Annotated in this window: 10 protein-coding genes; 4 read left to right on the top strand and 6 right to left on the bottom strand. The window is 68.8% G+C overall.

Features of this window, described 5'->3' with window-relative positions; all coding sequences use genetic code 11:
• Positions 1-58: 58 nt before the first annotated feature.
• The 4 genes from recC (at position 59) to NVV99_RS22755 (ending at position 10152) form a co-directional block, all read left to right on the top strand.
• Positions 59-3352, top strand: a complete 3294-nt coding sequence (gene recC, locus NVV99_RS22740) for an exodeoxyribonuclease V subunit gamma (RefSeq protein WP_024103306.1) — start codon at positions 59-61, stop codon at positions 3350-3352.
• A 14-nt stretch (positions 3353-3366) separates the two neighbouring features.
• On the top strand, positions 3367-6699 hold the full coding sequence (locus tag NVV99_RS22745) for a UvrD-helicase domain-containing protein (RefSeq protein ID WP_024103307.1): 3333 nt from the start codon (positions 3367-3369) through the stop codon (positions 6697-6699).
• Between the two features lie 8 nt (positions 6700-6707).
• Positions 6708-8585 (top strand): exodeoxyribonuclease V subunit alpha, encoded by a 1878-nt coding sequence (gene recD / locus NVV99_RS22750; RefSeq protein ID WP_024103308.1) that lies wholly within the window; start codon positions 6708-6710, stop codon positions 8583-8585.
• A 139-nt stretch (positions 8586-8724) separates the two neighbouring features.
• The gene (locus NVV99_RS22755) at positions 8725-10152 is read left to right on the top strand and encodes a lipase maturation factor family protein (RefSeq protein ID WP_024103309.1); all 1428 of its coding nucleotides are present in this window, start codon (positions 8725-8727) and stop codon (positions 10150-10152) included.
• 25 nt (positions 10153-10177) lie between these two features.
• On the opposite strand, the gene NVV99_RS22760 is transcribed toward NVV99_RS22755, so the two are convergent.
• The 6 genes from NVV99_RS22760 to NVV99_RS22785 all read right to left on the bottom strand — a co-directional run bounded on the left by NVV99_RS22760 (position 10178) and on the right by NVV99_RS22785 (position 15688).
• Entirely contained in the window at positions 10178-10762 is a 585-nt protein-coding gene (locus NVV99_RS22760) for a hypothetical protein (protein WP_242411693.1), read from the bottom strand.
• A 76-nt stretch (positions 10763-10838) separates the two neighbouring features.
• Positions 10839-11393, bottom strand: coding sequence for a sugar O-acetyltransferase (locus NVV99_RS22765; RefSeq protein ID WP_024103311.1), 555 nt, complete (start codon positions 11391-11393; stop codon positions 10839-10841).
• 22 nt (positions 11394-11415) lie between these two features.
• Complete coding sequence (locus NVV99_RS22770; protein WP_024103312.1) at positions 11416-12495, bottom strand: ABC transporter ATP-binding protein; 1080 nt, start codon at positions 12493-12495, stop codon at positions 11416-11418.
• Positions 12496-12528: 33 nt separating this feature from the next.
• Complete coding sequence (locus NVV99_RS22775) at positions 12529-13419, bottom strand: carbohydrate ABC transporter permease (RefSeq protein WP_006550641.1); 891 nt, start codon at positions 13417-13419, stop codon at positions 12529-12531.
• Positions 13416-14381, bottom strand: a complete 966-nt coding sequence (locus tag NVV99_RS22780; protein ID WP_006550640.1) for a carbohydrate ABC transporter permease — start codon at positions 14379-14381, stop codon at positions 13416-13418. Before NVV99_RS22780 ends, NVV99_RS22775 begins: the two co-directional genes overlap by 4 nt.
• On the bottom strand, positions 14378-15688 hold the full coding sequence (locus tag NVV99_RS22785; protein ID WP_197481805.1) for a sugar ABC transporter substrate-binding protein: 1311 nt from the start codon (positions 15686-15688) through the stop codon (positions 14378-14380). The genes NVV99_RS22780 and NVV99_RS22785 overlap by 4 nt, the downstream gene beginning before the upstream one ends.
• Between the last annotated feature and the right edge of the window lie 50 nt (positions 15689-15738).

The following is a 15738-nucleotide window of genomic DNA, read 5'->3' on the forward strand; positions in this document are numbered from 1 at the left end:
CGGGCGGTGTGATAAGCCGTACCGGACGGGAACGAGCGACGACGAGGGGGAGCGACGCGTGCTGATACTGCACCGTGCCGAGCGCACCGGCATCCTGGCGGATGCGCTGGCCGAGGTGCTCGCCGAGCCCCTCGACGATCCGTTCGCGCGGGAGGTCGTCGCGGTGCCCGCGCGCGGTGTCGAAAGATGGCTCACCCAGCGGTTGTCGGGAACGCTCGGTTCCTCCGCCGGCGACGGGGTGGCCGCCAACATCGATTTCCCGTCCCCGTCCCGCCTCGTCGACGAAGCGCTCGCCGCGGCCTCCGGCATCACCGCCGACGACGATCCGTGGCATCCCTCCCGCATGTTGTGGTCGCTGCTCGGGGTGATCGACGAGTGCGTCGGCGAACCGTGGTGCGCCACCCTCGCGCGGCATCTCGGTCACGGCGCCGACGACCACCGGGCCGGACGCCGGTACGCCACCGCAGCGCATCTCACCGGCCTTCTCCGCAGTTACGGACTCCAGCGCCCCGGGATGATCTCCCAGTGGGCGGCGGGGAACGACACCGACGGCACGGGTGCGCCTCTCGACGACCATCTGCGTTGGCAAGCCGAGCTGTGGCGACGGCTGCGCGCCCGCATCGGCGTCGACAGCCCGTCGCAGCGACTCGACGAACTGTGCGGCCGGCTGCGAGACGACCCCGACGTCGTCGACCTGCCCGAACGACTCTCGATCTTCGGTCCCACCCGCCTCGACACCGTCCTCGTCGAGGTGCTGACCGCGCTCGGGCACCACCGCGACGTGCACATCTGGCTTCCGCATCCGAGCCCGGTGATGTGGGACGGACTGACCCGGCGTCCGGAGTCGATGCGTCGCGCCGACGACCACAGCGCTCTCGGGGTGCAGCACCCGCTGCTGGCCGCGCTCGGCCGCGACGTGCGCGAACTTCAGAGCCGGCTCTCCGGCCTCGAGTGCACCGACCTTCCGCATCCCTCACCCCGGCCGCCGGCGACGCTCCTCGGCCGGTTGCAGGCCGATCTCCGCGACGACCGCGCCCCCGCACACGGATCGGCCGCGCCCGACGGGACCGTGATGATCCATGCCTGCCACGGCCCCACCCGGCAGGTCGAGGTGCTCCGAGAGTGCCTGCTGCACCTGTTCCGCGATGACCCCACGCTCGAACCGCGCGACGTCGTCGTCATGTGCCCCGACGTCGAGACGTACGCGCCGCTCGTCCATGCCGCCTTCGGTGCCGGGGTCGGCGAGCATCCCGGCCACACGCTGCGGGTCCGTCTCGCCGATCGCGGCCTGCGCCGCACCGATCCGATCCTTGCGGTGGTGTCCGAACTGCTCGCGCTCGCCGACGGCCGGGTCACCGCCAGCGAAGTCCTCGATCTCGCCGCCTCCGCCCCGGTGCGCCGCAAGTTCGGATTCGACGACGATCAACTCGAGCGCCTGCAGGAGTGGACCACCGAGACCGGTGCCCGTTGGGGTCTCGGCCCGTGGCAGCGCAAGAGTTTCGGTCTCGGCGACTTCATGCAGAACACTTTCGGTGCGGCACTCGACCGTATCCTGCTCGGTGTCGCCGCAGACGGCGCGGACGGGGAGTGGCTGTCCCTGTCGCTGCCCCTCGACGACGTCGACAGCAACGACATCGACCTCGCCGGGCGGTTCGCCGAGTTCATCGACCGGCTGACGGTGGTGCTGCTCCGGCTGCGCGGCCCGCACCCGGCGGGGCGGTGGTCGGACGAACTCGGTTACGGCATCGATCTGCTCGCCGACGTTCCCGCCGCCGATACATGGCAGCTCACCCGCGCGCGGCGCGAGATCGGCGACGCCGTCGAGCACGCCGGCGACACGCAGTTGTCCCTGAGCGACGTCCGGTCCATGCTCTCCTCCCGGCTCGCCGGGCGTCCGTCGCGCTCGAACTTCCGTACCGGCGAACTGACCGTGTGCACGATGGTGCCGATGCGCTCGGTGCCCCATCGCGTGGTAGTTCTCCTCGGTCTCGACGACGACGTCTTCCCCCGCACGGCCCACATCGACGGCGACGATGTCCTGACCCAGAATCCCTGTGTGGGAGAGCGTGATCCGCGCAGCGAGGACCGGCAGCTGCTGCTCGACGCGCTGATGGCCGCGGAGGAGCGTGTGCTGTTGTTCCACACCGGCGCCGACGCCGTCACCGGAGCACTGCGCCCACCGGCGATTCCGCTCACCGAGGTGCGCGACGTGGTGTCGACGATGACGGGAGTCGACGTCGACGACGAGCGCATCGTGCGGAGACATCCCCTGCAGCCCTTCGATCCGCGCAATTTCCGGGCCGACGACCCGTTCGGGTTCGGTGTCACCGCACTCGCGGGAGCCCGTGCCGGACAAGGAGGTTCGGTGGAGCGCGACCGGTCGGGTGCGCTCCTCGTCGACGACCTTCCGGCCCCGGCACGCACCGATGTCGATCTCGACGAACTCGTTTCCTTCCTGACACATCCGACGCAGGGATTCCTCCGGCAGCGACTCGGTCTGCGGATCCCCGACACCGACGAGGGCATCGCCGACGCACTCGACGTCGAACTCGACGGTCTCGCCCAGTGGCAACTGGGCGACCGCATGCTCGAAGCGCGATTGGCGGGCATGTCCGCGGGTGCCTTCCAGGACGCGGAATGGCGTCGCGGCACGCTCCCGCCGTTCGCGCTCGGCCGCAGGACCCTCGACGCGGTGAGCGACAACGTCGACCGCCTCGTGCACGCCTGCGCCGGTGTGCACACCGGGCAGGCCCGCACCGTCGACATCCGCGTCGATCTCGGCGACGGTCGTCGGCTCACCGGCACCGTCGGAGGTGTACACGGCGAGGTACTGGCCCGCAGCACCTATTCCAAGCTGTCCCCGAAACACCGGCTGGAAGCATGGATCCGGTTGCTCGCCGTCGTCGCCTCGGGTCATCCCGGACAGTGGCGTGCGGTGACCACGGGGCGCAGCCGTTCGCGCTCGTATCCGGCCTGGCGCTCGACCCTTCTGGCTCCCGCCGATCCCGTCGCGCTGCTCGCCGCACTCGTCGATCTGCGCGATCGTGGACTGTGCCGGCCGCTGCCGCTCGTGACGGGCGCGTCGGCCGAGTACGCCGATCGCCGCCACCGCGGTGATTCCGTGGAGATGGCACTGTCGGCCGCCGGGAAGGCGTTCGGTGGCGCGTTCGGCGACGGCAAGGACCGTCACGTGCAGTATCTGTACGGGCCCGACGTCACGTTCGGGCAGCTCACCGCCGACGCACCGGAGGGTGTCGAGGCCGGCTGGTTCGACGACCCCACCCGTTTCGGTGTGCTCGCCCGACGGTTGTGGGAACCCCTGCTCGCCTCCGAGAACCAGGGACGCCCGTGAGAGAAGGACGCAGCGTGCCCGATACCGCCATCACCGATCCGCGCGCCGCGGGCGGTCCGCCGCCGGCAGGCTTCGATCTGCTCGGCCGGCTCCCGAGCGGCACCACCGTTCTCGAGGCCAGCGCGGGAACGGGGAAGACGTACGCGATCGTCGGGCTCGCCACCCGGTTCGTCGCCGAAGGGCGCGCCCACCTGTCGGATCTGCTGCTCGTCACCTTCAGCCGGGCTGCGACGCAGGAACTGCGCGAACGTACCCGGAACCGGTTCGCGCAGGTCGCCACCGCCCTCGCCGATCCCGAGAGCGCGCGGGCGAGCACCGACATGCTCGTCCGTCATCTCGCGAGCGAGGACGTCGACGCGCGGCGGGCCCGCCTACGACAGGCGTTGTCCGACTTCGACTCCGGCACCATTTCCACCACGCACGGCTTCTGCCGCCGCATGCTCGACGAACTCGGGATCGCCGGTGAACGCGAACCCGACGTCACGGTTGTCGAGGACGTCGACGACCTGCGGGTGGAGGTCGTCGACGATCTCTACCTGCGGCGCTACGGCAGGGGACAGGCCCCCATCACCTACGCCGAGGCGGCCGTCGCCGCGAAGGAGGCGATCTTCGACCCGCAGGCCGAACTCGCACCGAACGACGCCGACGGCACCGCGGCAGGCGAGCGTGTGGAATTCGCGCGTGCGGTCCGCGAGGAGGTCGAACGGCGCAAGCGCCGGCTCGGACTGCGCGACTTCGACGACCAGTTGTCCCTACTGCACGCGGTGCTCGGCGATCCGGAGCACGGCGACGCCGCCTGCCGGCGGATGCGTGCGCGCTTCTCCGTCGTCCTCGTCGACGAGTTCCAGGACACCGACCCCAAGCAGTGGGAGATCCTGCGCCGGGCGTTCCACGGGCACAGCACGCTCGTGCTCGTCGGCGACCCGAAACAGGCGATCTACGCCTTCCGCGGCGCGGAGGTGCTCAGCTATCTCGACGCCGTCTCCGAATCCGACACCTACTGCGAGCTGACCACCAATTGGCGTAGCGACGGCGATCTCGTCCGGGCGCTCGAACACGTCCATCTCGGTGCGGCTCTCGGTGATCCCCGCATCGTGGTGAACCCGGTGAAGGCGGCAGCCGCCGATTCCCGGCTTTCGGGTATCGCGTCCCTGCGGGTGCGTCACCTGCCCCGCGCCGGTGCCGGTCCGCTCAACGACTGGGGTTTCCCGCAGAACCTCGACGGCTTACGTGGGCGGGTCGCTCGCGACGTGGCGGCCGACATCGTGCGCCTGCTCGACGACGAGAACGTCACCGTCGACCTCGGTTCCGGGCCCGAGCGTGTGCAACCCGGGCACATCGCGGTCCTCGTGCGCAAACACAAACAGGTGACGCTCGTCCACGACGCGCTGACGAAGGCGAACGTGCCGTGCGTGGTCGCCGGGGGCACGAGTGTGTTCGCCACACCGTCCGCACAGCACTGGCTGTGGGTTCTCTATGCGCTCGAGCAGCCCCATCGCGCCGATCGCGTCCGGCTCGCCGCGCTCACCCCGCTGCTCGGCCGCACGATGACCGACATCGATTCGGAGGGCGAAGCGCTGGTCGTGGAGGTCGGCGGACTGCTCCGCGAACTGAACGACGTCTACGCCCGCACCGGCTTCGCCGCCGTCTTCGAACGCCTCGCGTCCTTCGGTTCGGTCGAGGCCCGCCTCCTCGATCAGCCGTCCGGGGAACGCACCCTCACAGACATCCGGCACGTCGCACAGCTGCTCGAGGACGTCGCCTCGGCACAGTCGCTGGGGCTGGCCGCACTCACCCGCTGGCTCGAGGATCGCATCAACGACCCCGACCGAGGTGGAGCCGACCGGATCCGGCGCCTCGACAGCGACGCCGCGGCGGTCCAGATCCTCACCGTGCACGGCAGCAAGGGACTCGAATTCCCCGTCGTCCACGTCCCTTACGGGTGGGATGCCGCGAAGAACCCCGAGCCCGACAAGCTGCTGCTGCACGAGAACGGCCGACGCATCCTCGATGTGGGCGGCAAGAGCGGTCCCGGTTATGTCGCGCGGCGGCGTCAGCACGAACTCGAGGAGGCGGGAGAGGAACTGCGCCTGCTGTACGTGGCGGTGACGCGCGCGCAGTGTGCGCTCACCCTCTGGTGGGCGCCGTCCACCCCCACCTCGCGGTCTCCGCTGCACCGGTTGCTGTTCGCCCGCGATCCCGGTTCGGCAGAGGTCTCCGCGGAAGGCCGGATCGGCCACGACGAGGCCATGGCCGAGGAATTCGACCGGTGGGCCGCGCGCGCCGACGGGGTCATCGCCGCCGAAGCGGTCGGGCCGCACCCGATTCCGGTGTTGCGCTGGACCCGCCCCCGCGTGGAGACCGGCCCACTCGCCGCCGCGCGCTTCGATCGGGTCGTCGACGAGAACTGGCGCAGGACCTCCTATTCGGCGCTCACCGCCTCGGTGCACGATGCGCCCGTGGTGAGCGGTGAGGTGGAGGAACCGGTGACGACCGACGAGCCTGCCGAGCCTCCGCTGAGCGCACCGGAAGCGGCGCGCGAAGGCATTCCGTCACCGATGAACGGACTGCCCGGCGGCACGATCTTCGGCACGCTGGTGCACGCCGTCCTCGAGGTCGTCGACACCTCCGCCGCCGACCTCGAGGCCGAACTACTCGACTGCTGCCACGAGACGGTGCGACGCCAGATGTCGCCGATCGACCCCGTCCAGCTCGCGGCGGCGTTGCTCCCGGTGATGCGCACCCCGCTCGGGCCACTCGGCCGGACCCTCGCCGACTTCACGCCGTCCGACCGGCTCTCCGAACTCGACTTCGAGTTGCCGCTCACCGGAGGCGACAGCCCGGTGCCCGTCACCGTCACCCTCGACGCGGTCGGTGGGTTGCTGCGCCGGCACCTGCCCGCCGACGATCCGATGGCGACCTACGCCGATCTGGTGCGCACCCTCGAGTCCGTGCCGCTGCGGGGTTACCTCAACGGCAGTATCGACGCCGTGCTGCGCACCGACGGTCCGCGATTCGTCGTCGTCGACTACAAGACCAACCGGCTCGCGCCCGTCGACGAACTGACCACCGCCCACTACACCCGCGAGTCGATGGCGGCGGAGATGCTCCGCGCGCACTATCCGATGCAGGCTCTGCTCTATTCCGTTGCCCTGCACCGTTATCTGCGGTGGCGGATGCGCGACTACGACCCGCACGCCCACCTCGGTGGTGTGCAGTACCTGTTCGTCCGCGGCATGGCCGGACCGGACAGTCCACCCGGCAGCGGCGTGTTCGACTGGCATCCGCCGGCCGATCTCGTCACCGACCTGTCCGACCTCCTCGCCGGAAAGGCCATGATTTCGTGATCGAGTCCATGACCGACGTTCGGATCGCCCAGCGCGGCAAGGGCGCTCTGCGGCAGTTCAACGAGGTGGGCGCACTCTCCGCCGCCGACGTGCACGTCGCCCTGCGACTCGCGGCGCTCGGCGGCGAGGACGACCCGCACGTGCATCTCGCCACCGCGCTGGCAGTGCGTGCCGTGCGATCCGGGTCGGTGTGCCTCGACCTCACCCGTTTCCGCGAGGTCACGGTCGACGAGGACGCGGATGGCCATCCCGTCGTCGACCCCGCGAGCCTGCCGTGGCCTCGCGACGAGGACGTGCTCGCGGCGCTGCGTCGCAGCCCCCTCGTGGTCGGTGGCGACCGCGGACCTCTGCGTCCGCTGCGTCTCGTCGATACCGCGGAAGGTCCGCTGCTGTATCTCGACCGGTACTTCCGGCAGGAGCAGACGATCCGCCGGGTGCTCGCCGAGCGCACGGCGACGTTCCCCGACCTCGACGAGGAGCGCATCGCGGCGACACTCGACGAGCTGTTCCACCATCCCGACGATCCCTCCCGGCCCGCGCCGGCACCCGATCGTCAGCGCGTCGCGGCGGCACTCGCCGCCACCCGACCGACCACGGTGATCGCGGGCGGGCCGGGCACCGGCAAGACCCACACCGTGGCGCGGATCCTCGCGCTGCTCACCCGCCTGTACGGACACGAACTGCGCATCGGCCTGGCCGCTCCCACCGGCAAGGCCGCTGCGCGCCTCCAGGAATCGGTGCGCGAGCAGGAGACCGAGCTGGGTCTGCCGCCGAATCTCACCGCCATGACCGTGCACCGGATGCTCGGCTGGCAGCGCGGCCGCACCCGCTTCCGCTACCACGCGGGCAACCACCTGCCGTACGACGTGATCGTCGTCGACGAGACGTCGATGGTGTCGCTGACGATGATGTGCCGCCTGCTCGAGGCGGTGCGGCCCGACACCCGGCTCGTCCTCGTGGGCGACCCCGACCAGCTCGCCTCGGTCGACGCCGGTGCGGTGCTTGCCGACCTCGTGGGGCGCCCGGTCAGCGGCACCCTCGATCCGGTCTTCGAACGGGTCGTCGCCCGCGATGTGGCGGCCGCCGACGACCCCGCCGAGGCGGCCTTCACTCCGGCCCAACGCGCCCGGCTCGGTGGCGGTGTCGTGCGGCTGAGTCGCGGCCGCCGCTTCGGTGGTGCGATCGCCGAGCTGGCGGTGGCCGTCCGTAAGGGCGCCGGCGACGAGGTGCTCGACATCCTGCGCAGGGGCGACCCGGAGGTCTCGTTCGTGGCCCCCTCCGACCTCGACGCCCTACGCGACGACATCGTCCGCTCCGCCGCCGAGGTCACCAAGTCCGCCGAGACGGGGGACGTCGAGACGGCGCTGAAGCGGTTCGAGGAACATCGGTTGCTGTGCGCGCACCGCGACGGCCCGGCCGGCGTGCAGTGGTGGGCGCGGCAGGCCGCCGAGTGGATCGGGGAGGCCGCGGGGCAGCGACTCGATCCCGAGAGCTGGTATCCGGGCCGGCCGTTGCTCGTCACCGCGAACGACCATGACATGCAGATCTACAACGGCGACACCGGCGTGGTCGTGCGGCGCGGCGACGAACTCGTCGCGGCGTTCGCACGCGGCGAGACGCCGTTCGAACTGCGCCCGAGTCAGCTCCCGGCGGTGAGCACCGTCTACGCGATGACGATCCACCGCAGCCAGGGCAGTCAGTACGGCACCGTCTCGGTGGTGCTGCCCGATTCCGGATCGGCGCTGCTTACCCGCGAACTGCTGTACACCGCGATCACGCGTGCGCGGTCGCACGTGCGGATCATCGGGACCGAGGATGCGGTACGCGCGGGCGTGGCACGGCAGGTGCTCCGAGCGAGTGGGCTGCGGCGGGAGATCCGCGTGTAGCCGGTCGGTCTCCTCACCCGTATCGAGTGAGGACGAGGCCCGATCCCGTCGACCCATCGTCGCAACACTGTCTCCGTCGGCGAACCGGACGTGGCATGCTCGAGATGGCGCGCACGACAGACGACGAACGAGCCGAGCGATGGACTGGTTGGACGCGGACGGGTACACGATCGGGCGGCTGCTGGTCACCCGTGGACTCGCGGTGCTGTATGCCGTGGCTTTCCTCGCGGCCCTGCTGCAGTTCCGGGCGCTGATCGGCGAACGCGGCATCCTTCCCGCCCCGCGCTTCCTGGCGCTCACATCGTTCCGGCAGTCGCCGAGCCTGTTCCACTGGAGATACTCCGACGCTCTGTTCACCGCGGTTGCCGCGGTGGGTCTCGTGTTGTCGGTGGTGACGGTGCTCGGTGTCACCGAGCAGTTGCCGCTCGTGGTCTGCATGCTCGTGTGGTTCGTGATGTGGCTGCTGTACCTGTCGATCGTCAACGTCTGCCAGGTCTGGTACTCGTTCGGCTGGGAGTCGCTGCTGCTCGAGGGCGGTGTGCTCGCGATCTTCCTGGGCAACGCCGATACCGCGCCCCCGCTGCTCGTGCTGATTCTGCTGCGCTGGTTGCTGTTTCGCCTGGAGTTCGGTGCCGGACTGATCAAGATGCGTGGCGACCGGTGCTGGCGCGATCTGACGTGCCTGTACTACCACCACGAAACCCAGCCGATGCCCGGCCCGCTCAGCCGCTACTTCCACCTGATCCCGCGGCCGCTGCACAGGGTGGAGGTGGCGGGTAACCACTTCACCCAGCTCGTCGTGCCGTTCGGATTGTTCCTGCCGCAACCGGTCGCCGGGATCGCCGCACTGATCATGATCGTCACGCAGTTGTGGCTGGTGACGAGCGGCAATTTCGCGTGGCTCAACTGGATCACCATCGTCATCGCGCTGTCGGTGGTGCCCGACAGCTTCTACGGGTTGCTGATCGACTCCACCACGACCTACGGTCCGACACCGATCGCGTTCACCGTCGCCGTGGTGGCGCTGACCGTGCTGGTCGCGGTGCTCAGCTACTGGCCGGTGTCGAATCTGATGTCGCATCGGCAGGCGATGAACGCCTCGTTCAACAAGTGGCACTTCGTGAACACCTACGGCGCGTTCGGCACCGTCACACGCACCCGGCGGGAAGTGATCGTCGAAGGCACCACCGATGCGGTGGTGACACCGGCGACGGAGTGGCGCGAGTACGAGTTCAAGGGCAAACCGGGCGACGTGTATCGCAGGCCTCGTCAGTACGCGCCGTACCACCTGCGTCTGGACTGGTTGATGTGGTTCGCGGGGATCTCGCGCGACTACGCCGCGGGGTGGTTCCCGCGGTTCGCGGGAAAACTGCTGGAGAACGATCCGGCCACCGTGAAGTTGCTCCGGCACAACCCGTTCCCGGACGAACCGCCCCGTCTGGTGCGGGCCCGCCTGTTCCGCTACCGCTTCGCCACGCGCGCCGAACGACGCGCGACGCGCCAGTGGTGGATGCGGGACGAGATCGGCGATTTCATGATGCCGATGGCGCGGGACGACCTGCCCTGACCGCGCTCCTTGATCGCCGATGCGGTCACCACACCTCGCCACCGGTCTCCGACACGGTGAAGCCATGGGTGTCCGTCTCGCACGTGACAGCGGTCTTCTCGTCGACGGTGCACGTGAACGGATCAACGGTGAGAGTGCTGCCGTGGGGCAGCGTATTCGGGGCACCTCCGAGATCCGTGAACGCGATGTCGCCGATGCTGACCCACTCTCCGGGGCCGTCCCCTTCGAGCATCAGGGCGTTCGCGGGCACCAGCACGTCGGGCGCGCCGCTGCCGGGGACCCGGGGTGCACTCGCCGGCATCGTGCCCTGGCAGCCCGTCAGGGGGGCGGTGTGGACGAGGATGGCGCATCCGAACTGCCCGCCCGGCGAGGCGAAGTAGTACACGCCCTCGCTGGTCGCCGCGTAGTCGTCGGGGTCGACCGGCTTCGGTGCGGCCGTGGCGATCGCGGTCGTGGTCGGCGCCGACGAGGTCGCCGTGGTGCTCGACGGCTCGGGGGGTGCTTCGGATGCGGTGGCCTCACCCTCCACGCTGCGCGAACACCCTGCCGCGACGAGTGCCGCACCCGCGACGACGACGAAGCTGACGAGGCGTGCGCGGCGACTGATCATGCGGGGCAGCATAGCGAGCGTCGGGATCGACGCAAGTTCCGCTCCGATCGACTCGGAGGCGGTGGCTTCGATCGGCTCAGAGCCGGCGCGTCACCCGAGCGGGTACGCCCGTCGCCACGATGTTCGGCGGCAGGTCGCGGGTGACCACCGCGCCGGCTCCCACGACCGTATTCTCGCCGATCGTGACGCCCGGTCCGACGATTGCGCCACCGCCGAGCCACACGTTGTCGCCGATCGTGATGGGTTGCGCCGATTCCCACTTCGCGCGGCGGAGATCGGGATCGAGGGGATGAGTGGGGGTGAGGAGTTGCACGTTCGGGCCGATCTGCACGTCCGAGCCGATCGTGATCGGCGCGACGTCGAGCATGATCGCGCCGAAGTTGACGAATGTCCCGTCCCCCACGGTGATCCGATACCCGTAGTCCACCTGCAGTGGCGGCCGGATCTCCACGTCGTCACCGATCGAGTCGAACAACTCCTCGAGGAGTGCGCGACGCGCATCCGTATCCGCTGCACTCGACGCGTTGTACTTCTCGGTCAGCAGCGCTGCCCGCAGCGCGTCGGCGGCGAGTTCGGGGTCGTCGGCGATGTAGAGTTCGCCGGCCAGCATCCGTTCCTTCTGCTCGCCCACTGAGGATCCTTCCGTCGCCGGGTCAGTCGCCCACTCGCTCTCCGCTGTCGACGTGGAACAGGTGCACCGTACCTTCGCGCTTGCGCAGGTGCACGGTGTCGGCGAGGCGTGCGGGGGTGCGGACGAGGGCCCGCGCGACCACCTGATTGCCGGTGCCGGGCACCCGCGTGTACAGGTACGACTCGCTGCCGAGTTCCTCGACGAGTTCGACGACGGCTTCGACGCCCTCGTCGGCGATCTCGAAGTCCTCCGGCCGGATCCCGGCGGTGACCTCCTCGATGCCTGCGGAGTGCAGTCGCGCGATGCGGTCGCGTTCGACGGGGATGACGGTGCTGCCCACGACGACTCCGTCGTCGACGACCTTCGCGCGGAGCAGGTTCATCGACGGTGAGCCGATGAAACCGGCGACGAACGCGTTGGCGGGACGGTCGTAGAGTTCGGTGGGGCTGGAGAACTGCTGCAGCACTCCGTTCTTCAGGACGGCGACGCGATCGCCCATCGTCATCGCCTCGACCTGGTCGTGGGTGACGTAGACGGTGGTGGTGCCGAGACGGCGTTGCAGCGCCGCGATCTCGGTGCGAGTCTGCACGCGCAGCTTCGCATCGAGGTTCGACAACGGCTCGTCCATGCAGAACACCTGTGGCTCGCGCACGATCGCGCGTCCCATCGCGACGCGCTGGCGCTGACCACCGGACAGCTTGGCGGGCTTGCGGTCGAGGAACTGGGTCAGGTCCAGGATCTTCGCCGCTTCCTCGACCTTGCGGCGCCGCTCGTCAGCGCTCACACCGCGCATCTTCAGAGCGAAGCCCATGTTCTCGGCGACCGTCTTGTTCGGGTACAGCGCGTAGTTCTGGAAGACCATCGCGATGTCGCGGTCCTTCGACGGCACACCGGTCATGTCCTTGCCGCCGATGGAGATCGACCCCTCGTCGATGTCCTCGAGCCCGGCGAGCATGCGCAGCGCGGTGCTCTTGCCGGATCCGGACGGTCCGACGAGGACCACGAACTCACCGTTCTCGATGTCGAGGTTCAACGAATCGACCGCGAAGGTGTCGGAGTTCTCGTAGATGCACGAGGCGTTGCGGTAGGTGATGTCGGCCATGATGGAAGTCCTTGCTGGTAAAGGGAATCGGGTCTACTTGATGGCGCCGAACGACAGGCCGCGCACGAGCTTGTTCTGGGCGAGCCAGCCCGCGAGCACGACGGGCAGCGCCGCCATCGTCGCGGCGGCGGACAGCCGGGCCCAGTACAGGCCCTCACCGGTGATGAAGCCGACGAGGAAGACGGGAATTGTCTGCGCCTGAACAGCGGTCAGGTTGACGGCGAAGAAGAACTCGTTCCACGAGAAGATCACGCAGATCAGGGCGGTCGCAGCGATGCCGGGGGAGACGAGCGGCAGGATCAGCTCGCGCACCGCCGTCCACAGGCTCGCGCCGTCCATGCTCGCCGCCTCGAGTAGCTCGCCCGGGACCTCGAGGAAGAACGACCGCATCATCCACACCGCGATGGGCAGGTTCATCGCCGTGTACAGGATGATCAGTGCCCAGATGTTGTCGAGCAGGCCGACGTTCGCGACGATCACGTACAGCGGGATGATCGCCGCGACGATGGGCAGCATCTTCGTGCTGATGAAGAAGAACAGCACGTCCTTGGTCTTCTTCACCGGCCGCAGCGACAGCGCGAAGGCCGCCGGCACGCCGAGCAGCAGGACCAGCACCGTCGAGACGATCGTGGCGAAGGCCGAGTTGAGCAGGGCCGTGCCCACTCCGGTCTCGAACACCGCCCGGAACTGGTCGAGGGTGGGGGTGAAGAAGAACTTCGGTGGGTCGGAGTAGGCGTCGGCCTCCTGCTTGAAGGCGGTGAGCACCATCCAGAAGACCGGGAAGAAGAATCCGATGGCGGCGATCCACGCGACCACACCCCAGGGATTGAACTTGCGGTTCTTGCGCTTCCGGGCCGTGCGCATGACACGGCCGGTGGGTGCCGTGGTGTCCGAAGCCTGCGGCTGCGTGGCCGTGGTGCTCATGCCGCTTCCTCCTTGCCGGTGAACGATGTGAAGATCAGGCGCAGCGCGAAGGTGGCGATGACGATCGTGCCGATGACGACCACGACACCCATTGCCGCGGCCTGGCCGATGTCGAAGCCGAGGAACGCGCGCTGGTAGATGTAGAACGGCAGGTTGGAGCTGGCCGTGCCGGGTCCGCCCTGGGTCATCATGTAGATCGCGTCGAACGTGTTCACCAGGTAGATCGCGCCGAGAACGGTGCCGAGTTCGATGAACCGGCGCAGATGCGGCAGCGTCAGTTCGCGGAACAGTGCGAAGGCTCCGGCGCCGTCGACGCGGCCGGCCTCGAGGATGTCGCGGGGCATCGACTGCAGGCCGGCGAGGATGAGCAGCATCATGAACGGCGTCCACTGCCACACCAGCGCGACCATCACGGCCGGGAGCGGGAACCGGCTGATCCAGTCCACCTCTCCCAATCCGAAGGGGGAGAGAACGAAGTTGACGATGCCGAAAACGGGATCGAACATCGACGTCTTCCAGATCAGTGCACTGGCGACCGGGGTGACGAGGAACGGCGTGATGAGCAGGGTCCGTGCGATACCGCGGCCGAGGAACGCCCGGTCGAGCAGGAGCGCAAGAAGCAGCCCGAGTATCACGGAGATAAGGACCGTGCCGACGATGAGGATCACCGTGTTCAGGGTGACCTGCCAGAACTGGCTGTCCTGGAAGACGTCGACGTAGTTCTGGAGTCCGACGAACCGGCGGGAGCCGGGGCTGACGAGGTTCCAGGACTGGGTCGAGTAGTACAGCGTGAACAGGAACGGGATCTGTGTGACAACGATCGTGAAGATCAGGGCCGGGAGCAGGGGGCCGCGCCGGCGCCATCCCTCGGCGCGGGAGATCTGCTCCTCCTTCGCTTCCCGTACGGCGCGGATGCGCTCGTCGGCGTCCGGTGCGGGACGCTGCGCTGCAGGTGCGGTCATGACGTCTTCTCCCGGTAGGTCGCGCCGACGGCCTCGGCGTACTTCTGTGCCTGGTCGAGGGCGTCCTCGACGCTCTGCCGTCCGGCGATGGCGGCGCTGATCTGCTGGCTGACCCGGGTGCCGAGATCCTGGAACTCGGGGATGGCCACGAACTGGATGCCCGTGTACGGGACGGGGTCGACCGTGGGGTTCTGCTGGTCGGCTCCCTCGATGGATTCGAGAGTGATCGGGCCGTAGGCCGCGGCAGCCTCGGCGTATTCGGGGATCTCGTAGGTCGACAGTCGGCTGCCCGGCGGCACCCGCTCCCAGCCGAGTTGCTCGCCGACGGTGCGCAGGTACTGCTGGTCGGTCATCCACGAGATGAACTTCCAGGCGTCCTCGGTGTGTTCGCTGCTCGCGGGGATGCCGAGCGACCAGGTGTAGAGCCAGCCCGAGGGGCCCTTCTCCTGGACGGGCGCGGCCGCGTAGCCGATCTTCCCGACGACGTTGCTCGACGCGGGATCCTCGAGGGTCGAGACGGCGGAGGTGGAGTCGTACCACATGGCGACCCGGCCCTGCGCGAGTTGCGTGGCGCACTCGCTGAATCCGCTCGTCGCGGCACCGGGCTGACCGTACTCGCGGACGAGGTCGACATAGAACTGCACCGCTTCGCGTACCTCGGGACTGTTCAGCTGTGCGTTCCAGTTCTCGTCGAACCACCGTCCGCCGAAGGTGTTGATGACGGTGTCGAGCGGTGCGAGCAGCTCACCCCAGCCGGGCTTGCCGCGCAGGCAGATGCCGTTGATGTCGGGGCTGTCGAGTTGCGCTGCGGCCTCGGCGACCTCGGTCCAGGTCGGCGGGTCGGACAGCGTGATGCCGGCCTGTTCGAACAGGTCCTTGCGATACATGAGGAACGACGATTCGCCGTAGAAGGGCACCGAGTACAGATCGCCCTCGTACGAGAGTGCTTCGCGCAGCGAGGGAATGATGTCGTCGGCGTCGTAGCCGTCGGTCTGCTCGATGTACGGTGACAGATTCGTGAGCCAGCCGTACTCCGCCCACTGGGGAGTCTCGTAGTTGCTGATCATCACGACGTCGAACTCGCCACCGCCCATCGCCGTGGACGCGGTGATCTTGGCGCGGGCCTGGTTCTCGGAGAGGGTGACGAACTTCAGGTCGATCTCCGGGTTCTCGGCCTCGAACTGCGACGCGAGTTGCTGTGCGTCCTGCATCTGGGAGTTCGACACCATCGCGATGGTGACGGTGCGGCCGGACGTACCGATTGATCCTGCACCGGCACAACCGGTCAGTGCGACGCTCAGGGCCACGGCTCCTGCCGCGGCCGCGCGGATGGATCTTCTTGCTGTAGGCACGATGG

Origin of the sequence: Rhodococcus sp. PAE-6 (assembly GCF_025290685.1) — a bacterium.
Taxonomy (GTDB): domain Bacteria; phylum Actinomycetota; class Actinomycetes; order Mycobacteriales; family Mycobacteriaceae; genus Rhodococcus; species Rhodococcus pyridinivorans.